22 protein-coding genes are annotated in these 24643 nt (G+C 54.8%); 9 read left to right on the top strand and 13 right to left on the bottom strand.

Annotated features, from left to right (window positions below):
* Positions 1 to 12: 12 nt before the first annotated feature.
* Complete coding sequence (locus JC200_RS15105) at positions 13 to 645, bottom strand: undecaprenyl-diphosphatase (RefSeq protein ID WP_274432511.1); 633 nt, start codon at positions 643 to 645, stop codon at positions 13 to 15.
* A 246-nt stretch (positions 646 to 891) separates the two neighbouring features.
* On the opposite strand from JC200_RS15105, the gene JC200_RS15100 reads away from it, so the two are divergent.
* Positions 892 to 1494, top strand: coding sequence for a DedA family protein (locus JC200_RS15100; RefSeq protein ID WP_274432510.1), 603 nt, complete (start codon positions 892 to 894; stop codon positions 1492 to 1494).
* Positions 1495 to 1499: 5 nt separating this feature from the next.
* On the opposite strand, the gene JC200_RS15095 is transcribed toward JC200_RS15100, so the two are convergent.
* The gene (locus JC200_RS15095; protein ID WP_274436565.1) at positions 1500 to 1817 is read right to left on the bottom strand and encodes a YnfA family protein; all 318 of its coding nucleotides are present in this window, start codon (positions 1815 to 1817) and stop codon (positions 1500 to 1502) included.
* Between the two features lie 252 nt (positions 1818 to 2069).
* On the opposite strand from JC200_RS15095, the gene JC200_RS15090 reads away from it, so the two are divergent.
* Positions 2070 to 2771 carry a VIT1/CCC1 transporter family protein gene (locus JC200_RS15090; RefSeq protein ID WP_274432509.1) on the top strand — a complete coding sequence of 234 codons (702 nt, stop codon included), beginning with the start codon at positions 2070 to 2072 and terminating at the stop codon, positions 2769 to 2771.
* Positions 2772 to 2842: 71 nt separating this feature from the next.
* Here JC200_RS15090 and JC200_RS15085 read toward each other — a convergent pair whose 3' ends face one another.
* Complete coding sequence (locus JC200_RS15085) at positions 2843 to 3472, bottom strand: TetR/AcrR family transcriptional regulator (protein WP_274432508.1); 630 nt, start codon at positions 3470 to 3472, stop codon at positions 2843 to 2845.
* A 158-nt stretch (positions 3473 to 3630) separates the two neighbouring features.
* On the opposite strand from JC200_RS15085, the gene JC200_RS15080 reads away from it, so the two are divergent.
* The 3 genes from JC200_RS15080 to JC200_RS15070 are packed head-to-tail and all read left to right on the top strand — an operon-like array spanning position 3631 to position 7643.
* Positions 3631 to 4611 (top strand): ATP-binding cassette domain-containing protein, encoded by a 981-nt coding sequence (locus JC200_RS15080; RefSeq protein WP_274432507.1) that lies wholly within the window; start codon positions 3631 to 3633, stop codon positions 4609 to 4611.
* Positions 4608 to 5405 (top strand): ABC transporter permease, encoded by a 798-nt coding sequence (locus tag JC200_RS15075; RefSeq protein ID WP_274432506.1) that lies wholly within the window; start codon positions 4608 to 4610, stop codon positions 5403 to 5405. Before JC200_RS15080 ends, JC200_RS15075 begins: the two co-directional genes overlap by 4 nt.
* 18 nt (positions 5406 to 5423) lie before the next feature.
* Entirely contained in the window at positions 5424 to 7643 is a 2220-nt protein-coding gene (locus JC200_RS15070; RefSeq protein ID WP_274432505.1) for an MMPL family transporter, read from the top strand.
* On the opposite strand, the gene JC200_RS15065 is transcribed toward JC200_RS15070, so the two are convergent.
* Positions 7640 to 8104 carry a staygreen family protein gene (locus tag JC200_RS15065; protein ID WP_274432504.1) on the bottom strand — a complete coding sequence of 155 codons (465 nt, stop codon included), beginning with the start codon at positions 8102 to 8104 and terminating at the stop codon, positions 7640 to 7642. The two genes, JC200_RS15070 and JC200_RS15065, sit on opposite strands and share 4 nt — an antisense overlap.
* A 93-nt stretch (positions 8105 to 8197) precedes the next feature.
* On the opposite strand from JC200_RS15065, the gene JC200_RS15060 reads away from it, so the two are divergent.
* Positions 8198 to 8383, top strand: coding sequence for a hypothetical protein (locus JC200_RS15060; RefSeq protein WP_274432503.1), 186 nt, complete (start codon positions 8198 to 8200; stop codon positions 8381 to 8383).
* A 24-nt stretch (positions 8384 to 8407) separates the two neighbouring features.
* On the opposite strand, the gene JC200_RS15055 is transcribed toward JC200_RS15060, so the two are convergent.
* Entirely contained in the window at positions 8408 to 9865 is a 1458-nt protein-coding gene (locus tag JC200_RS15055; protein WP_274432502.1) for an aldehyde dehydrogenase family protein, read from the bottom strand.
* A 255-nt stretch (positions 9866 to 10120) separates the two neighbouring features.
* Between JC200_RS15055 and JC200_RS15050 the strand changes: the two genes are divergently transcribed.
* The 3 genes from JC200_RS15050 to JC200_RS15040 all read left to right on the top strand — a co-directional run bounded on the left by JC200_RS15050 (position 10121) and on the right by JC200_RS15040 (position 14447).
* On the top strand, positions 10121 to 12007 hold the full coding sequence (locus tag JC200_RS15050) for a PrkA family serine protein kinase (RefSeq protein WP_274432501.1): 1887 nt from the start codon (positions 10121 to 10123) through the stop codon (positions 12005 to 12007).
* Positions 12008 to 12075: 68 nt separating this feature from the next.
* The gene (locus tag JC200_RS15045) at positions 12076 to 13209 is read left to right on the top strand and encodes a YeaH/YhbH family protein (protein WP_274432500.1); all 1134 of its coding nucleotides are present in this window, start codon (positions 12076 to 12078) and stop codon (positions 13207 to 13209) included.
* Positions 13206 to 14447 carry a SpoVR family protein gene (locus JC200_RS15040; RefSeq protein WP_274432498.1) on the top strand — a complete coding sequence of 414 codons (1242 nt, stop codon included), beginning with the start codon at positions 13206 to 13208 and terminating at the stop codon, positions 14445 to 14447. Before JC200_RS15045 ends, JC200_RS15040 begins: the two co-directional genes overlap by 4 nt.
* A gap of 121 nt (positions 14448 to 14568) precedes the next feature.
* Here the strand turns inward: JC200_RS15040 and JC200_RS15035 are convergent, their stop codons facing one another.
* The 8 genes from JC200_RS15035 to JC200_RS15000 form a co-directional block, all read right to left on the bottom strand.
* The gene (locus JC200_RS15035; protein ID WP_274432497.1) at positions 14569 to 16020 is read right to left on the bottom strand and encodes a cation:proton antiporter; all 1452 of its coding nucleotides are present in this window, start codon (positions 16018 to 16020) and stop codon (positions 14569 to 14571) included.
* A gap of 338 nt (positions 16021 to 16358) precedes the next feature.
* Positions 16359 to 17024 (bottom strand): GntR family transcriptional regulator, encoded by a 666-nt coding sequence (locus tag JC200_RS15030; protein ID WP_274432495.1) that lies wholly within the window; start codon positions 17022 to 17024, stop codon positions 16359 to 16361.
* Positions 17025 to 17179: 155 nt separating this feature from the next.
* Positions 17180 to 18295 carry a cupin domain-containing protein gene (locus tag JC200_RS15025; protein WP_274432494.1) on the bottom strand — a complete coding sequence of 372 codons (1116 nt, stop codon included), beginning with the start codon at positions 18293 to 18295 and terminating at the stop codon, positions 17180 to 17182.
* Positions 18296 to 18354: 59 nt separating this feature from the next.
* Positions 18355 to 19932 (bottom strand): AMP-binding protein, encoded by a 1578-nt coding sequence (locus tag JC200_RS15020; RefSeq protein ID WP_274432493.1) that lies wholly within the window; start codon positions 19930 to 19932, stop codon positions 18355 to 18357.
* Positions 19933 to 19999: 67 nt separating this feature from the next.
* Complete coding sequence (locus JC200_RS15015) at positions 20000 to 20827, bottom strand: fumarylacetoacetate hydrolase family protein (RefSeq protein WP_274432492.1); 828 nt, start codon at positions 20825 to 20827, stop codon at positions 20000 to 20002.
* A 219-nt stretch (positions 20828 to 21046) separates the two neighbouring features.
* On the bottom strand, positions 21047 to 21829 hold the full coding sequence (locus JC200_RS15010) for an IclR family transcriptional regulator (protein ID WP_274432491.1): 783 nt from the start codon (positions 21827 to 21829) through the stop codon (positions 21047 to 21049).
* Between the two features lie 127 nt (positions 21830 to 21956).
* The gene (locus tag JC200_RS15005) at positions 21957 to 23234 is read right to left on the bottom strand and encodes an MFS transporter (protein WP_274432490.1); all 1278 of its coding nucleotides are present in this window, start codon (positions 23232 to 23234) and stop codon (positions 21957 to 21959) included.
* Between the two features lie 181 nt (positions 23235 to 23415).
* Positions 23416 to 24642, bottom strand: coding sequence for an FAD-dependent monooxygenase (locus JC200_RS15000; protein WP_274432489.1), 1227 nt, complete (start codon positions 24640 to 24642; stop codon positions 23416 to 23418).
* Position 24643 lies beyond the last annotated feature (1 nt).

Here is a 24643-nt window from a genome sequence, read left to right as displayed (position 1 = left end):
GGTGTTTCCAGATTACGGGGCTACCGAGCGTTCGTGCTCGGCGACTTTCGCTTGCGGTCCGAACTTAAACATTTTCGCGACAAAGGTTGTGATTGGCAGAACAAAGCGCGAGAGTTTCCACATAACTCTGCTGGCAATAATGCCGATGACCATTCCGCCGATAACATCCGTCGGATAGTGAACACCCACAAATACACGCGCGATCATGACAATGACTGCGATAATTGTGAATGTGTAGCTAATCCACTTCTGTTGCTTACCCCATGACCCCGCTGCAAAGCCCCAACTTCCAGATGCGTGGTCACTTGGGAACGATGCATCCGGGACATGCGGTACCAACTGCGTAAACGTCCCCTTCTTAAAAACGGTAAACGGACGTGGTCGAAACCAGATGTGTGCAATCACAAGATTGATGATTAGCGCCAATACGCCAGAGAGACCTGCCATCACGAGTGCATGTCGATTGTCGATGTCCTTCTTAGGTAGAACAAACCACGCGATGATAAACAGCGCCGCATAAATTTCCAACGCGTCCTTTGCGAAGAAGACCATGACAGCATCAAGTATGTGGTTGCGGCCAGCGAACCCGTTTATAAAGTGGTATACCGTAGTGTCGAAAGGATTTAATAAGGCGCTATGGATCACATCACCACTCCTCTACCCTGTTCATTAAGACAATCTAAAGACTTTGTAAAGCTCTCTCGAGTTCACTTTACCCGTGAACATTTGTCTCCGATGATGTCGATGTGGTTATGCACATGCATTGTGACTTCCGGCGAAGGAGTCACAGTATCTACCGTTCCATCGATTCAGGGAGGAATTGTTGTTGTGGAAGTTCACCTTCTTGGACATCCTTGGTAAAGCAGGGTTGTTAACCGAAGGAGGCACGCTGTGCAGTTTCATATACAGAACGTGATTCAGCAGTACGGTTACATTGGTGTGTTCTTCATGCTCTTCATGGAGAACCTCGGGATTCCGTTTCCTGCGGAGACAACGCTGACGATTTCCGGCATTGAGTGGACACGGGGCGTCTTTAGACTGACCCCCTTGCTGCTATCGGCAAGTCTCGGTAACATTTTAGGCTCAACTATCGCATACGGAATCGGACGTTTTCTTGGTCGACCTGTAATAGTGCGCTTTGGCAAGTACATCGGTATCACCAACGAACGCTTGGACCGAGCCAATGCGACATTTGGAAAATACCGTAACCCGGTCGTATTGTTCGGAAAGTTCATTGCCGGAATTCGCGTCTTAATTCCCTACTTGGCCGGTATAAACAAGATGCCCTTTGCGGTATTTGCCACTTATAATGCTGTCAGCGCTGTCGTCTGGGCTAGCGCCTTCATCATCGTTGGTGAGTATATCGGAATTGAATGGTCTCGATACCATCAAGTGCTGCATCAGTACTTGGTCCCCGCGATGATTGCAGTGGTCGTTCTCATCGGCGTTTACCTTGGAATCAAAATGCGTAAAAGAGGAGGAAAAGCAATGTAGGAGGGTCACCGTTTCAGCAACATGACAAAGACACCGACAAGACAAATGCCTGCACCTAGCCATTCGCTCCAGTCGGGGAGCCGTTTGTCAATCAACCATCCCCAAAGGACCGCCATGACGATGAATATACCGCCGTATGCGGCGTAGGTCTTGCCAAAGGAAAATTCTTGACGTGTAGCAATGACACCATAGAGAATCATAATGGCGGCGCCAACAATCCCCACCCACAGCGGTTTCTCATTCTTCAACCACTGCCAAATGAGGTACCCGCCGCCGATTTCGCTCACCCCAGCCAAAATGAATAGGAAGATGGCTCGCAATATAATATCCCTCACCAACCTTTAGTTCGTTTTGCTCACCTCAGTCCCATTCTACTCGCTTTTGCGGCTGATTACGTCCGCGGTCAAAGTGTGAGGGGTGCGAAAGGTCTGCCGTATCGCACACAAACACCCCTCTCTTAGTCAATTTTAGTCTGTCTCATGGCCTCCACTTCGCCATTACCAATTTATGTTGAGTAAGCTTTCATTTTGGGGGGCACGATCACATCGAATACCCTTACTTGGAGGCCGAGACAGATGGAGCACAGAGAGCACCACTTCACCGGGTCCGAGTTCATTCGCGATGTTGTCATAGGCATGTCTGACGGACTCACCGTCCCATTCGCACTCGCCGCCGGCCTCTCTGGCACACTGTCCCAAACCAGCCTGGTCGTCATTGCGGGCATGGCGGAAATCGCTGCGGGCTGTATCGCTATGGGACTAGGTGGGTATTTAGCCGCACACACCGACCGCGAGCACTACTTCTCGGAACTAGCGAGAGAAGAACGGGAAGTTGAAGAAGTCCCAGAGAGGGAAAAGGAAGAAGTTTCGGAAGTTCTGCGTTCTTGGGGAGTGCCTGACGAAAGCGTTGCGTCCACTGTGGACGCGATTAGCCGTGATCGGAAAAAGTGGGTTGACTTCATGATGAAGTTCGAGCTCGGTTTGGAGGAGCCAAACCCAACGCGGGCCCGCAACAGTTCTATCACCATCGGGCTATCGTACGTTGTAGGCGGCGTCATTCCATTGTCTCCATACATCTTTCTGCACCGCGCAAACGAAGCATTGAGCGCATCCGTAGTGATCACGGTCGTCGCGCTGTTCATTTTCGGCTTCGTCAAGGGGCGTTTCACTGGCGTGAATCCTTGGAAGAGTGCCGTTCAGACAGCAGTCGTCGGAGGTGTCGCAGCTGCAGCGGCGTTCGGACTAGCAAAGGTGTTTGCTGGTTCATCACACGGGTAAGCTCGAGACACACGTGAACCGAGTGATCAGACAACAACAGCGGCAGTCCAGGGTTCTCACCTGCTCTGCAGTTACTTCTGTAATCCCACACCAACCCACATCATCTCTAGCAACTGTTCAGCGCGCTGGTCAGAGTCCGGTCGCTCCCCTGACGCTGAGGTGTGTTCGTTCATCCCAACCATTAACAGCGCCATATACACGCGAGCGGCCAACGCGGGGTCAACTTTGCGAATTTCCCCTGTCGCCGTAGACGTCTCAAACGACTGCGCAAGCGTCTGAAACAGCCTCTCCTCCGCCTCGCGCATCGACTGAATCTGCTCTTCCGTGATACCGGTCAGTCCACCGCGCATGATATTGATAAAGTCGAGCGGCGTGTCAATGCGCAGGCGAATCTTGGCGATGAGCAACAACCGTTCGTAAAGAGAATCCTCGCGCGTCAAAATTTCGAGCGTGCGCTGGCGGATTGTCTCCATCAAGCGAATCATCGTCATAGTAAATAAGTTGGCTTTTGATTGAAAGTGGTAGTAGACCACAGCCTTCGTCACGTCGCAGTCGTCCGCGACCTGTTCCATGCTGACCCCGTCATAGCCGGATTCCGAGAAAAGTTTAGCGGCAGCGTCGAGGATTCGGTCTGGTGTCGGCACTGACACGCTCGACAAGGGTGGCCGTCCTGGTTTTCTGTGTTCACGGACTTCTGGCATTTAATTCACCTCATAAAAGCGTCCACCGATGCGCTTTGGCGGAAGGACTCCTCTTAAGTGTAACACATCTGGATCAACCCAAGTTCTCTCTAGACTTAATTAACTATATGGTATATATAATTAAGATGACGTTCAATTACAGAGGGGAGGTTTCACCAATGCAGTCTCCGTGGGCCGTGGAAGTAACCGACCTAAAAAAATCATACGGAGGTGCGTACGCGCTGCGGGGAATTTCGATGCATGTGGGATGGGGCCAGCTTTTTGGCTTCCTCGGACCAAACGGCGCCGGGAAAAGTACGCTCATCCAAATTCTCACCACGCTCATGCTGCCAACGTCCGGAAGCGCCACGGTTGCGGGGTACGATGTAAACCGCGACCACACCAAGATTCGCTTTCAAATTGGGGTGGCACTGCAAGACACAGGGGTTGATCCGCTCCTGACTGGCTGGGAACTGTTGACCTTACAGGCTCGCTTGTTCGGAATGAACCGCCAAGCGGCAAGGGTCCGCGCCACAGAACTACTTGCTCAGTTTGGACTCAGTGAAGTCGCGAACAAGCGCGTGAGGACCTATTCGGGGGGCATGCGTCGACGTCTGGATTTGGCACTTGCACTCGTGCACAGACCGTCCATCTTGTTTTTGGACGAACCGACGACGGGACTTGATCCAATGAACCGAATGAGCCTCTGGTCCCTATTGCGAGAAATTGGCCGAGAGTCCCAAACGACCATTTTTTTGACGACGCAGTACCTCGAAGAGGCCGACGCGCTGTGCGACCAAATCGCGATCATCAACCACGGCGAAATCATTGCCGAAGATACACCCGCGGGCCTCAAGCGAATAATGAAGCGTGACGTGATTGAGGTCGAGCCCGAGTCCCCCAGCGCTATAGCTGAAGTCGTGTCGCTGCTACAACCACATTACAAGGACCTAACTGTCGACCGTGGTGTTGTACGACTCATCGTGCCGCACGGTGCGAACGAGATTGGCTCACTGATGAATCGCCTGCAGGAGAAAAACATCGCGTTGGCGTCTTTGAAGGTTACACCCCCGACGCTCGACGACGTCTTTCTAGAATTGACAGGACACGGCCAACACCCATCGCAGGAAGGCAAAGAGAAGGCGGTGACTTCACCGTGACGTCAACACAGCCATACTCAGCAAACTTCTTGCGCGACGTCTTTGTCTTGACTGGACGGGCGCTGCGCGTCACAGTGCGCGTGCCCTTTGCGGTCATCCCGAACTTGGTCATCAGTTTGTTCTTCCTGTTTGTCTACCAGGGCGGTCTCAGTGGCATTGCGGCAATGCCGAGTTTTCACGGCGCAAGTTACCTGAACTTCATCCTGCCCGTTGCCGTCGTGTCAGGCGCGGTAGGTGGGGCTGGCAGTTCCGGTCAAGCACTGGTCAGAGACCTCGAGACCCGCTACTTCACAAAACTCCGGCTGACGCCTGTTTCCCGCACAGCGCTCGTGCTCGCCCCCATGATTGCGGGAATGCTGCAGCTCGTTGTTCAAACCATCCTGATTCTGTTCGTCGGCTGGCTAATGGGTCTCCACGTCCCAACCGGATTTGCCGGCCTAGTTGTCGTGGTCATTTACGCTGCGGGTTGGGGACTGGCGTTTGCCGGCTACTCTGTGGCTTCAGCGCTGCGGTCGAAAAACGGTCAAGCTGCTCAAGCGGCAACGTTCATCTTCTTCCCGCTTTTGTTCTTGAGCGATACGTTCGTGCCGATCTCGCTGATCCACGCGCACTGGATGCGCATCGCTGCACACATTAACCCAACAACGTACGTGTTTAACGCGATGCGTGCTGTGCTTGAGACAGGTTGGAGTACGCGACCGCTCCTTGAAGGGGCTCTCGCCATTGCAATCCTCGCCTGCATCACTTTGGGGTTTGCCGTCTACACCGCTACGCGCACTTTGCGCCGCGCCTAGAGAGGAAGGAATTCGTCCGTGGAAAATTCGTCGTTGTTTGCAAAGTGGGGTCGCATTGTCGCAGGCCCAAAGACGCGGTTTATCACGCTTGTCCTGTGGGTAATCGTCGTCGCGGTCCTATCCGTCCTCGCACCCGCTGTGAGTAAAGAAGAAAACAACGCAGCAGCGAACCTGCCAAACAATAGTCCGTCGGTTGTCGCAGCAAGCAAGCTGAAGCACGCGTTCCCCACGAACAGCGGCACGCCCGCGCTCGTCGTCTGGTACAACAAGGCGGGCCTCAGTGCGACAGACTTACACGACATCCAGTTGGCAGCCAAGTCGCTCGACCAACACCCAGTCCCCGGCCAGATGTCAATCCCGCCGGTGTACAACCTACCCCCAGTCGCTCTGAAGGGCTTTGAGTCCAAAGACGGGACCACTTTCGTCTTACCTGTCAGTTTCAAGGGCAGCGCTTCGACGACAGAACTCCAGTCGTCCGTGACGGCCATGGAGCAGCGCATTTCGTCTGCTGTCGGGGCCAACCCGTTTCACGACCCATCCGTCACGTCATCCGGTCTCCACGCGCGCATTACGGGACCGGTCGGGATTGCAGTGGATGCGCAAGGGCTGTTCAAGAACGCAGACTTTGCGCTGCTTGCAGCGACGACAATGCTCGTTCTCGTCCTGCTCATCCTCCTCTACCGATCTCCAATTCTCGCGTTTGTACCGCTCGTCGCAGTCGGGTTCGCCTACGGAGTCATCAGCCCGCTACTCGGTCTGCTAGCGAAGTCCGGAGTCATCACAGTCGATGCTCAAGGCGTCTCGATCATGACCGTACTCTTGTTTGGCGCCGGCACCGACTACTGTCTGTTTCTCGTCGCACGCTACCGCGAGCGGCTGTACGAAGTAAAGGATAAGTTCGTCGCGATTCGCGAGGCCGTCGGCGGCGCGGCGGGCGCCATCGCCATGAGCGGCCTTACGGTGGTACTCTCCCTGTTTACGCTCTTGTTTGCCCGCGTCGGCTCCGAACACCGCTTTGCAGTTCCGTTCAGCGTCGCCATTTTCGTGATGGCGCTTGCCGGCGTCACACTGTTGCCAGCGCTTCTCGCCATACTCGGGCGCGCGTCGTTCTTCCCATTCATCCCGCGGACTGAAGCAATGTGGGAGGAGCGTCGGGCAAAGCGCGGTGCGAAGCGGACGCAACCGCGTAAAACGGGTGAACCAGGGCGTTTTAGTCGCTTTGTCGGCCGAGTGGTATCTGTCCGGCCGTGGACGGTGCTCACTGTCAGCGTCGTTGTTCTGGCTGTTTTAGCTGTGTTCTCGACGCAGATTAAAACGACGTACAATCTTCTGTCCTCATTCCCGAAAAACATGCCGTCTCGGCAAGGCTACACGCTACTCGCTGACCACTTCTCACAGGGCACTTTGGCGCCAGTACAGGTCATCATGGACAAAGGCAGCGCATCCGCGGTGAAGTCCAAGCTCAAGACACTGCCGATTGTGGCATCCGTATCGGCGCCCACAGAGAGCAAGGTCTCGGCTGGTGTCTCGGAACTTCAAGTGACCTTGAACACCGACCCGTATTCGAATGCAGCGATGGCCGACATTCCGAAAATCCGAACTGCGGTTGAGCAGACGTTGTCACAAAGCGGTGTCGCATCCCCCGCCAGTCACGTCTGGGTCGCCGGTGAAACGGCGACGCAGTTGGACACAAAGCTGTTGACCAGCCGCGACACCCACGTCGTGATCCCGATTGTGATCGCGATGATTGCGGTCTTACTGCTACTTTACTTGCGCTCCGTCGTCGCGATGGTCTACCTCATGGCGACGGTGCTGCTGTCGTACTTCTCTGCGCTTGGCACTGGCTGGGTTGTGCTGCATTACCTGATGGGCGCCACTGCGATTCAGGGGTCCATCCCGCTCTACGCGTTTGTGTTCCTAGTCGCACTCGGCGAGGACTACAACATCTTCATGGTCTCGCGGATTTGGCAGGAGCGCTGGCGAATGCCGCTACGCCAAGCCATCAGTGAAGGCGTTAGCCGGACGAGCGGCGTGATTACCTCGGCTGGCTTAATTCTTGCCGGTACATTTGCGGTTCTGTCGAGTCTGCCGATTCAAATTCTCGTTCAGTTCGGCATCATCACCGCCATCGGCGTCCTGCTCGACACCTTCATCGTGCGCCCGTTCGTCGTTCCGGCCATCACGGCGATTCTCGGCCGTGTCTCGTTTTGGCCAGGTGCGACTGCGAGTCATCGCTAAGGACGGTAGTCGCCAAAGGAGCCCCACGCTTCGACGGTGTTGTACTTCTTGAAGTTTGACTGGAAGTGCACTGTGACAGGCGCCGAATCAAGTCTTGGAAACAACTCAACCAAGTGCTGTTCCGCGTAGCGGATGGCTTCAAGAACTAGCGGCATCTCTCTGTGCAGGATGCCGCTTCGCCATCTAGCTGTTCCGATGGCGATGCCTCCGCTGACATGAACGTAGATGTGCAGCGTGTGTCCTTTCCGGTCCGTCAGCCACTCGCCAAGCGCTTCATCTCGCAGCAACCGTGCGTACCAGCCACTGATTTGTTTTCGGTCGAAGTCTGTGCCAACCGTAAGGTACAAGTCACCTGTTCTGTCGGAGTGAGTCAGGGTGTATTTGCGTGGAAACAGTGGTCCTTCTGGTGTAGCGGGCGAAGTGAACCGGACGTGTAGTTTTTCGGGTTTCAGTCGCTTCACGAACGTCCCCCCAAACTTGAGTTCGCTCTATTGTATCCGGGCATCAAGCGCCGAAGTACAATGGCGTCGAGCGGACTAGCTGGGGTTGAGTCGATGGACAGCGCTGGGCCTTGGCGGGCGCTCGCCGAGTCGAATCAAAAGGCTGGCGCCTACGGTTACGTAGGCAACGGCATTTTGACGACGAACCTAGCCGGGCGCCTGCTTCGCGATCTGATGCTGGCGACGGCCAGCAACCTAACCGAACTGCCCGTCGTCCAGCACCGCTCGCCGAGCGCCTAGCACGTTACTGAAACGCGTTATTCGTTAAAAGGGGAAGGCGCGGTACTCGCTTTGCACTGAGATCCACTTCACTGTTGTGAACTCTTGGAGTGTCCACTCGCCGCCAAAGCGGCCGATGCCTGACGCCTTCTCGCCGCCAAAGGCGATAATCGGTTCGTCGTTGATGCTCTGGTCGTTGATGTGAATCATCCCAGTGTGGATGCGCTGCGCCACTTGAACTCCTCGCTCCGTCGCGCCCGTGAAGATTGAGCCGCTGAGACCGCCTTCGGACTGATTGGCGAACGCGATGGCTTCCTCCACATCGGAGAAAGAGATAATCGACGCGACGGGGCCAAACACCTCGTTTTGGCAGATAGTCATGTCGTTTTTCACGTCGGTAAACACGTACGGTGATACCACCTTGCCCTCGATCGATCCTTCGAGCGCAAGGTGCGCACCTTCCGCTACAGCCGACTCGATGAACCGACGTACCTTGTCAACCTGCTTCTGGTTGATCAGCGGGCCAATGTTCACACTTGGGTCCGCTGGATTCCCCGCGCGAATTCCCTTTGCGTGTTCGACGAACCGTTCGACGAACTGGTCGTGGATTGACTCATGGACAAGGATCCGGTTCAGACACATGCAGATTTGCCCCTGGTGCATGAACTTCCCGAACGCAGCTGCGCTTACTGCGGCATCGATGTCCGCGTCCTCCAGCACAATCATGACGTTGTTACCGCCGAGTTCAAGCGCTGTGCGTTTCAAGTGCCGACCGCAGATTTCGCCGATGTGACGGCCAACCGCCGATGACCCGGTAAACGAGATGAGCCCGGCAATCGGGTGTTCCACAAAGGCATCGCCCACCTCGGCGATGTCGGGGACGACGACGTTGAGCACACCTTTTGGGACGCCAGCCAGTTCAAACACCTTGGCGATGATGGTGCCACCAGACATAAACGTCTGCATGTCGGGCTTGAGCACCACACCGTTGCCGGCGGCAAGAGCCGGTGCCACCGAGCGAATCGAGAGATTGAGCGGGAAGTTAAACGGACTGATGACTCCGACGACGCCAATCGGGATGCGGTAGATGCGGTTTTCTTTGCCCGGAATCATTGAAGGGCGAATGCTGCCGTACATTTGCAGCGGCACCTTTGCAGCTTCACGCACCATCCCAATCGCAATGTCGACTTCAATGTTCGCTTTTAGGAAGGAACCGCCGGTCTCTGCGACAATGATGTCGCAGATTGCCTGCCGATTGTCCTGGAGAATCTGTGCGGCCTTCTCGATAATTGCGCCTCGCTCGTATGGGTTGACTGCCGCCCAGGCCTCCTGAGCCGCCGCGGCCACTTGGTAGGCTTCGTCGATGTCCTCTCTGGAAGCCAGTCGAATTGTGGTGATGACTTCATCGTTGTAGGGATTTAAGTCCTCGTACGCCGTTTCGCTGCGCCCATCTCGCCATTCGCCTTGAATGTACTGGTAGCTCAAAGACACTGGGTCAAACATCCCACTCCACCCTTCCTCATTCTGATGTAACCGATTTCTAGTCGATCCCTTCATATAATATATATCACAATTTTTAATATACTGACTGTTCTTTGTGATGATCTTCGTCTCTCAAGACCTGTATCTTCTTCTCCCACCGTACAACAAACCTTCTCACCCTACGTTTAATATCACGGAAAAGTGTGACAATGAATAGTAAGCAAGCATTTTACTTCGCGCCCGCTGGATGAGCGCCTGTCGAGGGGGAGACTGACGGTGAGTTTAGCGCTGCGGTTGAGAGAGTTTCAAGAGCACGAGGATTCACTGCGTTGGGAAGGTACGTTCGAACAGTACTTGGGCATGGTGGAAAGAAACCCGTCCGTCGCACACACAGCACACGCCCGCGTCTATGACATGATTGCCGCTGCCGGAGTGCGTGAAGTAGACGGACACAAGGTGTACTGTTTCTTCGAAGACGAAGTGTTTGGCGTCAGCGAACCACTGGAGCGACTGGTAGAGGAGTACTTTCACTCCGCAGCACGGAGACTCGATGTCCGCAAGCGAATTCTGCTCTTGATGGGCCCCGTGAGTGGCGGAAAGTCCTCGCTCGTGACGCTCCTGAAGCGCGGCCTCGAGGCCTATAGTCGAACCGAGCGAGGCGCACTTTACGGGATTCTGGGGTGCCCGATGCACGAAGAGCCCCTCCACCTCATCCCCAACCGGCTGCGCAGTCAGATGGAAACCGAACTAGGGGTGCACATCGAAGGGGACCTTTGTCCGGTGTGTCAGTTGCGCTTGGAAGAGGACTTTGGCGGCGACATTCTGCGGATGCCAGTGGAGCGGGTGTTGATCAGTGAAGGTAAACGTATAGGCATTGGAACGTTCAGTCCGTCTGACCCAAAGTCTCAGGACATCGCGGACCTGACTGGCAGCATCGACTTCTCGACGATCGCAGAGTACGGTGCTGAGTCCGATCCACGCGCCTTTCGCTTCGACGGCGAACTGAACAAGGCGAACCGCGGGATTTTGGAAATGCAGGAGATGCTGAAAGTCGACAGCAAGTTCCTCTACCACCTCCTGAGCTTGACGCAAGAAGGCAACTTCAAGGCCGGTCGGTTCGCCCTCATCAGCGCCGACGAACTGGTCATCGCCCACACAAACGAGACAGAGTACCAGGCGTTCATCTCGAACAAGAAGAACGAGGCGCTCCACTCGCGCATGGTTGTCATGCCAATCCCGTACACACTGCATGTGTCTGACGAGGTCAAAATCTACGGGAAGTTAATTCGACAAAGCGACTTGCGAAACGTCCACCTAGCGCCACACGGCCTGCGCACGGCCGCCACCTTCTCAGTTCTCTCACGGTTAAAGGAGTCCACCAAAGCGGACTTGATGAAGAAGCTCAAACTGTACGACGGACAGACTGTGGAAGGCAGCGAGATCGACGTCAAGGAACTGCATAGCGAACACCCTGTCGAGGGAATGGACGGAATTGACCCGCGCTACGTGATCAACCGAATATCGTCCGCTCTTGTTCGCAGTGACGCACCTTGTATCAACGCGCTCGACATCCTGCGGTCACTCAAGGACGGTCTGAACCAGCACGCCAGCATATCGCACGAGGACAAGGAGAACCTCCTCAATTTCATTGCGGTTGCCCGTCAAGAGTACGACGAGGTAGTAAAAAAGGAAGTCCAAAAGGCGTTTGTCTACTCGTACGAAGAGTCGGCGCAAGCGGTGTTCAACAACTACCTCGACAACGTAGAAGCCTATTGCAACAAGCAAAAGTTGAAAGACCCCATCACAGACGAAGAACTAGACCCGGACGAGGCGTTGATGCGCTCAATCGAGGAGCAAATTGGCGTCAGCGACAACGCCAAGACTCAGTTTCGCGAGGAGATTTTAATCCGCATCTCTTCCTATGCGCGCCGTGGCAAGACCTTCACCTACAACTCTCACGACCGGCTGAAAGAGGCAATCGAACGCAAGCTGTTCAATGACTTGAAAGACATCGTGAAAATCACGACAAACGCCAAAACGCCTGACCCAGACCAGCTGAAGCGCATCAATCAAGTTCATGAAACGCTTGTGGACAAGCACGGGTACTGTTCCGTGTGCGCGAACGAAGTACTCAAGTACGTCGGCAGCCTCTTAAACCGCTGAAGCAGGCATGTGGGAACAAGGGTTCGAACACCTTCGGGCTCAAAACACTGACGCAAGGGGGGAGCCACGTGGGATTTCTCATCCAGGACGACTGGTCGCTCGACCGACGTGGACAACGCGCACAGGCCAGACACCGCGAGAAGGTCAAGCAGTCACTCCGCGATAACCTCGCGGACATTATCTCACAAGAGGACCTCATCCTGTCCAATGGGCGACGTACCATCCGCGTTCCCGTACAGCAGTTGGATGAACCGCACTTTCGCTACGACTACGGAAAGCAGCAGCACGTCGGTCAAGGGGCGGGCAGTAATGGCCAGACGATTGGGCGAGCGGCTCCAGGTACTGGTGTGACAGGGAATGCCGCTGGGGATGAGCCAGGCGGACAGGCGTTGGAAGCGGAAGTCACTCTCGACGAAGTCGAGGAGGCGTTGTTTGCCGACCTCCGGCTGCCAAACTTGAAAGATAAGCCACAGCCCAATCCAGTGGTAGCCGATTCGATCGACTTCACGGACATCCGAAGTAAGGGCATACGCGCAAACATTGACCGCAAGCGCACTTTTATGGAGGCTTTGCGCCGTTCGCAGAGCACGCACAAAGCCTTTCACATCACAGAGGACGACCTGCGCTTCAAAACGTGGCAAGACACCGTCATCCCGGACGTCGGAGCCGTCGTGATGGCGATGATGGACGTCTCTGGGAGCATGGGAATGGCGGAAAAGTACACAGCCCGGACGTTCTTCTTCTGGATGGAGAAGTTTCTAGAGAAGCAGTACGCCCACGTCGACATGCGCTATATTGTGCACCACACCGAGGCGTACGAGACTAGCAAAGACGCGTTTTACCGAACCAGGGAAAGTGGCGGCACAAGGTGTTCTGCAGCCTTTGACACGGCCAAAGCTGTCATTCAAACGTCCTACCCACCTGACCTGTGGAATATCTATCTCGTCTACGTCGGTGATGGCGATAACATGTGGTCTGACAACGAGACCACAGGTGCCTTAGTGCAGGAACTCAGCCCCGTGTCTTCGCTCATCGCCTACTTGGAAGTCAATCCGTACAACCGGATTACGACGCTGTCCCGCACAATTGCGAGCCTAAATGTTCCGCAGGTTCGATGGACCACTGCAGCGGACCACAGAGACGTCCTGAAAGCTCTGCGCTTGTTCTTCCACCCGAATGAGGAGGAGGTGCACCGTGCATGAAGCCACGCGATTATGAGCGTCTTGAGCAGACAATCGAGTGGATGGAGCGAGAAGCGCGGGCGATGGGCCTGGACTTCTTTGATATGCGCTACGAAATTTGCCCAGCTGACGTCGTCTATACAATTGCCGGCTTCGGTATGCCGACGCGTTACAGCCACTGGAGCTTTGGCAAGCAATACTACCGACAAAAACTAGACTTTGACCTCGGCGTGTCCCGCATCTATGAACTGGTGGTCAACAGCGACCCGTGCTACGCCTTTCTGCTCGAGGGCAACACGGTGTTGCAAAACGAGATGATTGTCGCGCATGTTCTCGGCCACAGTGACTTTTTTCGACACAACTGCAGGTTTCAATACACAAATCGCAACATGGTCGACTCGATGGCAGCAGCCGCAGAACGCATCCGCAAGTACGAGGAGTCGTTCGGGATCGACCGTGTCGAAGAGGTCCTTGACGCAGCGCTAGCTGTCCAAGAACATGTGGACGCGTCCATCCTTGGTCGCAGGCCGAATGAAGACGGTGCAGTTTTCAAGGACCTGCTCGGCTTCATCATTCACCATAGCCCACAGCTAGAGGACTGGGAACGCGACATCGTCGCAACCGTGCGCGAGGAGATGCTGTACTTTTGGCCCCAACTCGAAACCAAGGTCATGAACGAAGGCTGGGCGACGTACTGGCACACAAGACTCATGCAGGTGCGCGACCTGTCTGGGCAAGATGCCGTCGACTTCGCGCAGTTGACTGCGAGCGTCGCACAGCCGAACCGTTTCAGCCTCAACCCATACAACGTCGGGCTTGCCATCTGGCAGGACATCGAGCGAAGGTACGGCAGAGACAAACTGTTTGAAGTGCGCGAGTGTGATTCGGACGTAAGCTTCTTGCGCAACTACTTGAATCAAGACATTGTCGACGAATGCGACCTGTACGTGTACGGAAGAAAAGGGTCCGAGTGGGTCGTGATCGAGCGAGACGCCATGGTCATTCGAGAGCTGTTGGTTCAGCAGAGAACCAACGCAGGCTTCCCAGTGCTGCATGCGAGCGCGGAAGCTGAGCCGTCAGGGCGCTTGCTCATCTCACACGCCTATGAAGGTCAGGAACTTGACGTGAAGTACATCGAGCGAACCTTGCCCATGGTCCATCGACTGTGGGGCCGGCCTGTCGCCCTGCGAACCGTCTTGAACGGCCACGCGGTCGAATTTGCATACGACGGGACGGCGACCCAACGCAAAGCTGTGTGAAGTGAGCAATGGCCGGGTGCCGTGTCTTTAGGTTCTTGTGGTTCAAAATCGCCTTCATTCGACAGCCGCGCCAGCGACCTCGTCCGCTGGAGCAGACCGTCGAACTCGTCAATCGCGAAGGCTACCCTTCAAGCTGTGTGCGAATATGGTAGATTGACTCGGGGTCGCCCATCACTTGAACCACGTCGAACTGCTCCAACGTCGTGTGGCCACGGGGGATAATCCGCTCGTCGCCGCGGATAATCGAGACAAACAGCACGTCTTGTGGGAGGCGCAGCGCTCGCATTGGAATGTTGTCGAAGTTGCGTGAACGCACCTCGACACTGCCAATCACCCAACCTTCCGGCAGCGTGCTCGTGTCCAGAGTAATCTCCGTAGCCGGAGCCGACGTCGGTTGCACCGGTTTGAAACCCCGGATGAGTCGGTTGAACGCTGCGGGGGAAACAAGACTCGAGACAATTGCCAGTAGCACCAACCCGTTTGCCGTCGGTCGACTCAATGCACCAATTTGTGCAGCGATTTGGCTCGCTGCGATGATCAGGCTGAGTCGTGAACTGAGCAGCATACCGCCTGCGAACCGCTGGCGAACAGGGTAACCGCGTAAGAAATACAGTGCTGGAAGCACTTTGTTGAGAAACATGGTGATGAGCATAACGGCCATCGTGATCCAAAACACAGGCTTGACATCGAGGGACTTCACATTAAACTGCATGCCGACGTTGACAAAGAAGATCGGCAACAGGAACCCATAGCCGATGGAGTTCAGCTTGGCAGTGAGTTGGGAGTGCCGCTCTGACAACAGGGAGATGATGGCCCCCGCCAGGAACGCGCCGACGATTACTTCCGTGCCGAGCGTCTCCGACAGCGCCAAAAACAACAGAATCAGAGCGAATGCTCCGCGCAACCCCATTTCGCTGGTGGCGTTCTCAATGGTGCGAAAGCCACGAGTGTTCGCGACGAAGCGCAGTAACCGGTAGAGCACGACAAAGATCATCAACAAGACCATCACGAGTAGCACACTGAAGCCGTTGCCATGGGTATGAAGCGCGACATACGCTGTGATAGCTAGGAGTGTAATCATGTCGGCAATCAGGCCAAACACCATCAGTTGTTGCCCAAACGGGTCGCTCACCCAGCCCCTTTCCTTGAGCGCCGGCAATAGAATGCCTGTCGATGTTGTACTGAGGACGAGCCCAATGACAAAGGGATGCTGATCCCACCCGACAGCAACCAAAATAAACGCGATGGCATACGAGACAACTGTTGTGGTGACAAAGAAGGCGAGACCACGAAGCCAAGCTGGTCTCCCGCTTCCAGGAGTACGCTCGAAGATGAGATCGAAGTCCAATTCCAATCCAGACAAAAACATCAGGTAGGAGAACCCGAAGTTCGCCATGAATCCCACGTACTTGGTGGACTGCGCCACGTGAAATCCGTTCGGCCCAATCAATATGCCGAGTAAAATTTCGATCACGATGGCCGGCACGAGCCCCCGGAGCATGCGCGTGGAGAGCCACGGGCTGAGCAACGCGACAATGGTCACCAAAAACAGCGAGTTGTACGTGGCCTCCATTTATTCCCTCCTTCGGCTTATCTCTCAACTTTCTCAGCGGGAACACCTTTTTGTAGGGTACCCGAAGCCGGATGTTTGTGGAAGCGTGAAGTCTGCTGCCTCACCGAACATCGACATGTATGTAGCTGCGCTCTGCCTCGTTTCAGGAGATGCGCAAGATTGGCGTGCGAGATGCGGTTCCTTTGAGGGATGAAAAGTTAACTGAGGAAGAAATCGAGAACATCAAATCAATCTGAGAGCCGCAGTTACAGAATGCCTCTGGCTGCCTCAGAGTGTTGCAGCATATTGAGAACGGAAGCTTGACGCACCGACGGACTAGCCCGCACGTGTCCGTAGGTTCACCTGACAGTCATCAGGTATGCAGTCGAGTGAATGTAAGCCAAATCAGCTGCGAGGTGATTGTACATTTCGTCTCGCGCTAATTCCTCATCTCGTGCTACAAGTGCACGGTAAACACGCCAGTGCTGCTCAGCCGAATCCACTTGGCGGCGGTAAAGTTTGAAGCAGATATAGCGATAATAGCGAGCCAGCGAGGACACCTCAGCCATCGCTCGAATCAACCGTTGGTTGTTCGAAGCCTGCACAATCATATCGTGAAACGCAGCATTGCTTTCGACAAACGCGTCCACTTGGTCTGCTTCCAAGTACAGTTCAGTCCGCTCCAACAACGTCCGCATCTGCACAAAGTCTTCGTCAGCCATGTGCCGCACTGCCAAACCTGCCGCCAACGGCTCCAGAGCCATGCGCAGTTCATAGAGGTCTTCGAAGTCCTGTTGTGTGGGTTCAAACAAGTGCGTCACACCGTGGGCCGTCACCAACAGTCCCTCTTGTTCAAGCCGCCGAATCGCCTCCCTGAGCGGACTGCGGCTGATCTGAAAATCCTTCGCTAACTGACTCTCCACAAGTTTCGAGCCAGGAGCGAAGCCCGCCGTGAGAATCTCGTGACGCAGGTAGCGATACACTTGTTCAGCTAAGGAGTCAGCCTTCACGATTGGACTTTCCACAAGGAACATCCCCTATACCCGACTCACACTTTCATTCTCTATACTCTATTTTACAAGATTCGGACTCGGGCGGCGAGGGTAATAGACAGCCAATTTTACGTAAGCTACAGCAGTCCGCGACAGTGCTCAGACAGGCATACTAACAGTACTTTTTGTTACGGATGGAAAATCGATGTAACTTCCTGGTATCCACCGTTGTCGGTGTACGCTTCCTGTCTCTCCAATCCTAGCACCTGCAACACGTGCGTGTCGTCGATCGAGAAGAGAAAGGCTTCTGTATCCCCGGTGTTGACGTGCTCATGCCAAGTCCATGGCGGCAGAATGAAAAAGTCACCTTGACTCCACTCAAACTTCTTCCCGTCAATCACCGTGTACCCTGTGCCCCTGACCACATGGTAAATCGCGCTGTGCACATGCCGATGAGCCTGCAAATGGATGCCCGCCGGAATCTTTTGCATCATCGAGCCGATTCGGGCATCCGCCGGCCCGCCTGTTGTCGGGTTGACGTACTTCACCGCGTAGCCGTCGTGTGGGTTCAGTTTCACAACATCCGGCGACCCTTGCGCCATCGTCCCGAGCGCCCGCTCTGTATCGACCCACCGGTAGTTGAGCAGAGGCGATGGGTACCCTGGTTGCGCGTTTTCATCGACAGGCATCAAACCCGGTGCAGAAAACTGATAGGACGAATAGTTGGCTGGTTTGGTCAATGGGTACGAGTCACCATCGTACGGTTGAAAGAACGACCCAGCAAACGACTTGACCAAACCGACATCGAGTCCGTCCATCCACAACACAGGCTCCGCCCCCTCATGGCCGTGCTCGTGCCAGGTGTACGGCGGGGTCAGCACTAAGTCTCCTGGGTCCATGTTGATTTTCTCACCGTTGACCGACGTGTAGGCGCCCTTGCCCTCAATGATGAGGCGAATCGCTCCTTGGGAATGAATGTGCGGCGGCGCCTGTTCGCCCGGTTGCAGCAGTTGAATCCCCGCGTAGAGTGTATACGTCCCATAACCGATGAGACCTTTTTTCAACAGACTCGGGTTCTGCAGGTAGACGACGCGGCGCTCACTGTCTTTCCCAGGTTTCAACAGTTCCCCCGCCCGCAGGACGTGGTTTCGAATCGTCTCCCACTTCCAAAGGTACGGCTCTACATCGTGATCAGGCTCCCTAGTAATCATGTGCGGCAAGTCTGTCCACAGCGGTCCTAGCGAGTCCTTGCGCAGCGACGCATGAAAGTCACTCAATGCAGCTTCGTGATTAATTCCTGCCATTCATCATCTCTCCTTAAAGTGATGGTGCCAAGGTGTGAACACTGTAAGCTCGGGATTGGCTATGAAGCGTCCAATTCCGCCATCAGTTTGGCCTTTTGGACTTTACCGGAAGCCGTCATCGGGAGCCCGTTGCGAATTTCAAGACGCTCCGGAAGCTTGTACTTGGCGATGCCCTTGCTTGTTAGAAATTCTGTCATCTGTTCCAGTGTGAGTGAGCTCCCCTCGGTCAATTCGACAAAAGCGCAGGCGCGCTCGCCGAGTCGCTCGTCCAGCATACGGACGATGGCGACTTGCCGGATTGCGGGGTGTTCGAGCAGCATGTCTTCGATCTCCAGCGCGTAGATCTTCAGTCCCCCGCGGTTGATCGTGTCCTTGGCTCTGCCGACGAAGTGCACAAAGCCCGGTTCATCCATCCAGCCCAAGTCTCCCGTCAGAAAGAAGCCGTCTTTCGTAAACGCTGAAGCTGTTGCCGCTTCATTTTTGTAGTACTCACAAAACAGCGAAGGACCGCGAAACGCGAGTTCGCCAACTTCCCCTCTCTCCGCTTCTTCGGACAAGACATTCAAGACTTTCATTTCTCCTTCCGGACAAGCTCGGCCAATGGTTTCCCACGACTTCTCCGGTGGATCGTCGGGCCGCGTATATGCACCCGCGCAGACTTCCGTCATTCCCCATTGCGCCGCTACCATGCAGCCGAACTGAGCTCTGAGGTTGTGGACCATATGCGGGGGAATCTTCGAACCCCCCGTCACCACGAGGCGAAGTGCTTGTTGTACGCCTTGGTCTTTTGCCACGCGAAGGATATCCAACCACTGCGCCGGCACACCGAGACCCACGGTAACTCCCTCTGCTGCAGCGACTTCCAAAAAGGCTGCAGGTGAAAAGGCAGTCAGCATAATGTGCCGAATCCCAGTATGCAAAGCACTGAACATCATTGGAATAGAAAACATGTGGTTAAAGGAGCCGAGCGTCAGAAGCACGTCGTCTGCCGAGAATCGATACTCGCGCGCCTGATATAAATGCACCGGCACAAACGTGCGGTATGTGTGCACGGTGGCTTTCGGGTCGGACTGAGTCCCTGAGGTAAAAAGGATCGCGAACGGATCATCTAAGGCTGGCGCCTGAACCGCGAGTTGTGCGTCTGACACGCCATCCGCTTCTTCTCGCAACAGGCTTTCTAAACGGATGGCTTGTTCACTGACTGGCACCTCACCCAAAACCACCACATGCCTAACGGTTTCAACTTCCGCTAGCACCTCTTGCACGAGAGCTAGGTGGTTGACACCGTGCCACGATGCCACGACAGCCACCATCTTGACTTCGTTGTGCTTCAGCATGTAGCGCAGTTCCTGTTGCCTGTACGCTAAATTGAGTGGGGTCAGGATTGCACCAATTCGAGTGAGTGCAAAATGCAATATCGGGTAGTGCCAACTGTTCGGGAGCTGTACGGCAACCCGGTCGCCCTTTCGAATCCCGAGTTTCAACAAGTGCTTGGCCAATCGAACAGACAGACCTCGCACGTCTTCAAACGACAGCCGTACATCACCGTCCACCACAGCCACACTGCCGCCAAAGCGCTCGGCTGCCAAGTCTACGACTTGAGGTATTGTCAACTCGAACATGTGCTGATTGTCCATCGCCCTGCCCCCTCCCGCCACGCTCCCTGTGACTGTCGTCGCCAGACCCTGCCCGCAGTTGCGGTGGTCACCGTTTCAAATCAACGTTTACAGAAAACTCGCCAATGCGATCTATGCGAAGCCGCACTCGGTCGCCAGGCACGATGGGTCCGACCCCTTCTGGTGTGCCTGTGGTGACAATGTCGCCAGGGTAGAGCGTCATGACATGCGATGCAATCTCGAAAAAGCGGTAACAGTTCGCCACCAGCTCTGAGGTGTTGGCAGACTGGCGCAACTCGTCGTTGACCCACAACTGGAGGTCCAGGGTATGCGGGTCGCCAACTTCATCCGACGTGACGATCCACGGACCGATTGGCGTAAATGAGTCGTACGACTTGCGCATGGGGCGGTCTTCCTGCCCACGCACAGTGATGTCCATCAGACCGAAGTAGCCGAAGATGTACTCACTTGCCTGACTGGCTGGAATGTCTTTCGCTTGCTTCCCAATGACAAACGCAAGTTCTCCCTCGTGATCGGTTCGACGGTCTTGAAAGGGCAAACGCACCGTGCCTTCAGGCCCGATGATTGAGGATGGCGCTTTCAGAAAAAAACCCAGTCGTTCCACCGTAAAGTCCTGGTTCATCTCCAACTTGTGCGACATGTAGTTGACAGGCGCCGCAACAATTTTGCCGGGTGACGGAACGGGAGGTAACAGTTGAACATCAGACAACCGCACTTTGGGTCCCTGCAAGGCAGCTGTTTCAATCGCCGCTCGATATTCCACAAAACCTTCTAACAAGTGGCGAAATGAGCGTGGAGTGTCGTGCTTGTCCCACCTCACTGCATTGCCTACTTCCACAACCATCTCACCTACGACGACGCCTAACTGATTGTCGTTGTACAGGGCCAGCCTCATTTCAACACCCTTTCATTCACCGAGTCCCGCACTCTGCCCACGTCCTAATCCACTCTATGGATTGTCAATCCACTTTTCGCTATCGATATTATTGTATTCCTAATCGTAAGTGTCAATGATTTCTGAATCAAGCAAAAACAAGCCTTGACACAACACACCTGCCGACCGCGTTACGCTGCCTACACTCGATGAACCTTGAGTCGCCTAGAGGAGCCATGTTTAATCTTTGTTCACGTAGCCCATTCTACGAGAAATTTGATTTGCAGCCTGACGGGCTAGACTGACTGTCCGGTCTAGCACCTCGGTTTCGTTGAACCGGTAACTTGGCGCCGCCAAGCCGATTGCACCAATCACCTTTTGGGTCGGACCGAACAGCGGTACGGCGATTCCTGTGAAGCCGTGGAAGGTGCCTCCGACGTCAATGCCATAGCCTTGAATCCTAATTTCATGCAGTTGTGCGTAAAAGGCGTCCTCCTCGACAATCGTGTCTGGGGTGCTCTGCTCAAGTGGAAACCGCCCAACCACCTGCGTCGCATCGGACGCCGGGAGATGTGCCAAAATGGTTCTGCCAATGATTCCGTAGTGTAAAAAGCGACGTTTGCCCACATAAGAATGAGGTTGGAAGTCGTCGTCGCTTTCGAGACGTATGAGGTACTGCAACGTATCCGCCTGACGCTCTGCCAAAATTACAGTGCAGTCAAGTTCGTCGTGAAGTTCGAGTAAGAATGGTTCAGCTTCGCGAAGCACGTCCAGGTTTTGCAGAACGATGCCCCCGTACTCCAACAGTTTAAAGCCTAATCGGTAATGCGCGTAGCGTTCGTCGAAGTGGACTAGCCCGTTTCGCTCTAACGTCCACAAAATGCGGTACACCGTCGTCTTGGGCAGACCTGTTTTGCTCACGACGTCATCAATCGTCAATCTCGACTGGTCAAATCCAAAGGCGTTTAGCACCAGAACCGCCCGCTCAACGGATCGATTGACTTCCACATTCAGATTGCGCATGTCGCACCTCGTTGTTCGGCTCGTGCTTGCCCGATTTTCCTGATTATACATTGTGTAGTGACCACGAGCCTACAACACCGAAGCCGCCCACCGAAGCGAGCGGCCACACAAAAACGCGAGGTAAAGGTCAGGCATTCACCACGTGAACTTCTTCCAGCTCGGGCGTAATTCCCCGTTTCCTGAGTTTCATCGGCGCGGTCTCCTTCAATCCGAACGAAACGAGGAACACCAGAAACGACCCCCCGGCAGCCATCCAGAATGGAGCGGATGGGCTGTGATATGAATCCGCGAGTACACCAGCGAGCGTGGGAACCAGTGTCCCGCCGAACAGTTCTCCGACCATGACAATGAGCGACATCGCCGTAGCCACAAAGGCGCGCGGAATGGACTCAGCCGGAATGATGGCCATGAACACGGGCGCATAACCTTGTGCGACTGCAAGGAAGAAAGCTAGCAGCATGAATGTCCCGACGCTGACATGCAACACAGCGACTAGGACTGGGGAGACTGCCGCGATCAATCCAAAGATAATCATAATCGGCTTGCGCCCAACCCGGTCGGACAGATAGGGTAAGACAAGACCCCAAATAAAGCTGCCAATCCCCATTGCACTCATGATGTACGAGACCTGCGTATTTGTGAACTTGTCCACAGTCGTAAAGTACGTAGGCGCAAAGGTCGTGAATGCGAACAACCAACTCATGAAGCCAATGGAAATTATCATGCCCAGCCAGATGTTCCGATGTTTGAAGACAACCTTATAGTCGCCCGGTTTCGGACGAACGTGCACATGACTCGCGGCGTCCCCAATCAACACCGGCTCCTTCATGAATTTCATCAAGATGAGAGCCACCACGATACCAGGAATCGCCAGTACGTAGAATGCGTAATGCCAGCCTGCGGACTGTGCGATGGCCACAACCAACAGAGGGGCGACCACTGAACCGAGCAGTGCGGTGGAACTCTGCACGAACCCCATGTTAAATCCGCGTCGCTGTGGGGATGAATCGGCTATGACTGCGGCTTGAGCCAGTGTGACAACAGGTCCCTCTGCTGCGCCCATCAGACCTCGGGCAACAAGGAGTGCCGCAAACGTCGTGGCTAGCCCTGTGGAAAACGATGCGATCGAGAAGACGAGAACGATGGCAATAAAAAACTTTTTCTTCGAATTTAAGAGGTCTGACAGGCTCGAGAACAACCAACTAGAAATCGCCCAACAGATGGAAAGAATCGATACGGAGAGGCCAATTTCGGCTTCGTTCATCTTCAGAGCTGGCGCGATGAACGGAAACAGGTAAACAATACTGAGTCGGTCCATCATGACAAAACCGTACGTAAAGAACATGCTTGTGACAATGAAGTTCTCGTACCGCCAAAACGTTCGTTTTGCAACCCTCGTACCCATTTCCTTCCCCCTCCAAGGTTGAGAATGGCGCAGAAACCGCTTTCTTCTGTGGCATCCAGATAAAACAACTATATATTCAGAATTAGTCAACTTAAATGCACTATTCCGTGCAAGTTTAGCGCTGACTCTCCTCAGAAATGAGGAACACACCTTCGTTGTCACATCCGGTAGGCCCCGCGATTCAGTACTTTGTACTCATGCGCGCATGATTTACCTTTGGCCCATACGGTCCCTCATCCAACCACTTGCCAAGGCCAGGGACAATCGAAGCAAGTGACGCCGCTAACTCACGTTTGGCGCTCATCTCCGGGGAGTTCCCTTGTATGTGTTCTAACGCGATCGCGGCACAGTCACGGTTGTACTCTGCAGCAAATTGACGTTCTTCCGCTGCCGCGAGCACTGCCAGCACGGCTTCTTCATGGCTCGCCGCGCTACGCGCGCTCGCGATGGCGCGAGCAGCCAGTACAGCGTCCGGTACGCCTGAGTTAAATCCACGAGCGCCAAACGGCGCGAACAGATGGGCGGCCTCACCCGCGAGTAATACACGCCGGTGTTCATCGGTGAATGTGTTGGAAACTGCTTGGTGAAACCGATAGGCTGACACCCATGAGATACGGTCGGCATACTTCTTGTCGATCACTCTTGGCAACCACTGTTTGACTCCGTTCACAGTGCCATAGGTTTCTTCATCATCGTCAGCAAGCAGTTGCAAGTCGACCCGCCAGCCACCCTGAAACGGCACGTACAGGACATTTCGTCCATCCATCGCGGGGTGCTGGTAGTGGAAGACGCGCTCAATCGGCAGTGGCTTCTCCATGTCTTCCTCTAAATCCACCACGACAAACGTGTCGTGCGACCGCGGTCCCACAAGTTCCGCGCCAATCTCCCGGCGAACGACCGACCGTCCCCCATCAGCGCCAATGACGTACTCCGCAGACCACTGGTCCCCGCCTTCTGTGACAACCCTTACATCGGTGGCCGACGTCGCGAGTGAGTCAACTGACTGACTCCACCCAAACTCCACGCCTGCCGCCACGCAGGCTTGATAGAGAATGCCTTCAATGACAGACTGATGCAAACTCGTAAAGTGCGGCAATCCTCCTGCAGCCGGCTCAGGATAGTGGCGGACGTAAACCTCTTTCCCTCGATACAGAGTGCGCTTTGTACCCCAAATAATGCCCTTTTCAGCAAAGGCAAAACCGAGCCCTGGGCTAATTTCCTCGAGCAGTCTCAGTGTGGCGTTGTGAAAGAAAATCGCGCGACTTCCAGGGCGTATGCGGTCCTGCGATTCCGCCTCGAGAATCGTCACTTCAATTCCCGCGTGGCGGAGTGCCAAAGCTGCAGTCATCCCTACAGGCCCAGCGCCAATCACAAGTGCCTCGCGGTGTGTCGTCTGTTGCTCACCCACA

Source organism: Alicyclobacillus sp. ALC3 (assembly GCF_028751195.1).
Classification (GTDB): Bacteria; Bacillota; Bacilli; order Alicyclobacillales; family Alicyclobacillaceae; genus Alicyclobacillus_L.
The sequence above is the reverse complement of the archived record's forward strand: the minus strand, read 5'-3'. Positions and strand labels throughout refer to the sequence as shown.

Bases quoted from the DNA above. Each gene is read 5' to 3' on its own strand.
- JC200_RS15090 (WP_274432509.1), top strand. From the start codon at position 2,070: ATGGAGCACAGAGAGCACCACTTCACCGGGTCCGAGTTCATTCGCGAT.
- JC200_RS15085 (WP_274432508.1), bottom strand. From the start codon at position 3,472: ATGCCAGAAGTCCGTGAACACAGAAAACCAGGACGGCCACCCTTGTCG.
- JC200_RS15080 (WP_274432507.1), top strand. From the start codon at position 3,631: ATGCAGTCTCCGTGGGCCGTGGAAGTAACCGACCTAAAAAAATCATAC.
- JC200_RS15060 (WP_274432503.1), top strand. From the start codon at position 8,198: ATGGACAGCGCTGGGCCTTGGCGGGCGCTCGCCGAGTCGAATCAAAAG.
- JC200_RS15055 (WP_274432502.1), bottom strand. From the start codon at position 9,865: ATGTTTGACCCAGTGTCTTTGAGCTACCAGTACATTCAAGGCGAATGG.
- JC200_RS15040 (WP_274432498.1), top strand. From the start codon at position 13,206: ATGAAGCCACGCGATTATGAGCGTCTTGAGCAGACAATCGAGTGGATG.
- JC200_RS15035 (WP_274432497.1), bottom strand. From the start codon at position 16,020: ATGGAGGCCACGTACAACTCGCTGTTTTTGGTGACCATTGTCGCGTTG.
- JC200_RS15025 (WP_274432494.1), bottom strand. From the start codon at position 18,295: ATGGCAGGAATTAATCACGAAGCTGCATTGAGTGACTTTCATGCGTCG.
- JC200_RS15020 (WP_274432493.1), bottom strand. From the start codon at position 19,932: ATGGACAATCAGCACATGTTCGAGTTGACAATACCTCAAGTCGTAGAC.
- JC200_RS15015 (WP_274432492.1), bottom strand. From the start codon at position 20,827: ATGAGGCTGGCCCTGTACAACGACAATCAGTTAGGCGTCGTCGTAGGT.
- JC200_RS15010 (WP_274432491.1), bottom strand. From the start codon at position 21,829: ATGCGCAATCTGAATGTGGAAGTCAATCGATCCGTTGAGCGGGCGGTT.
- JC200_RS15005 (WP_274432490.1), bottom strand. From the start codon at position 23,234: ATGGGTACGAGGGTTGCAAAACGAACGTTTTGGCGGTACGAGAACTTC.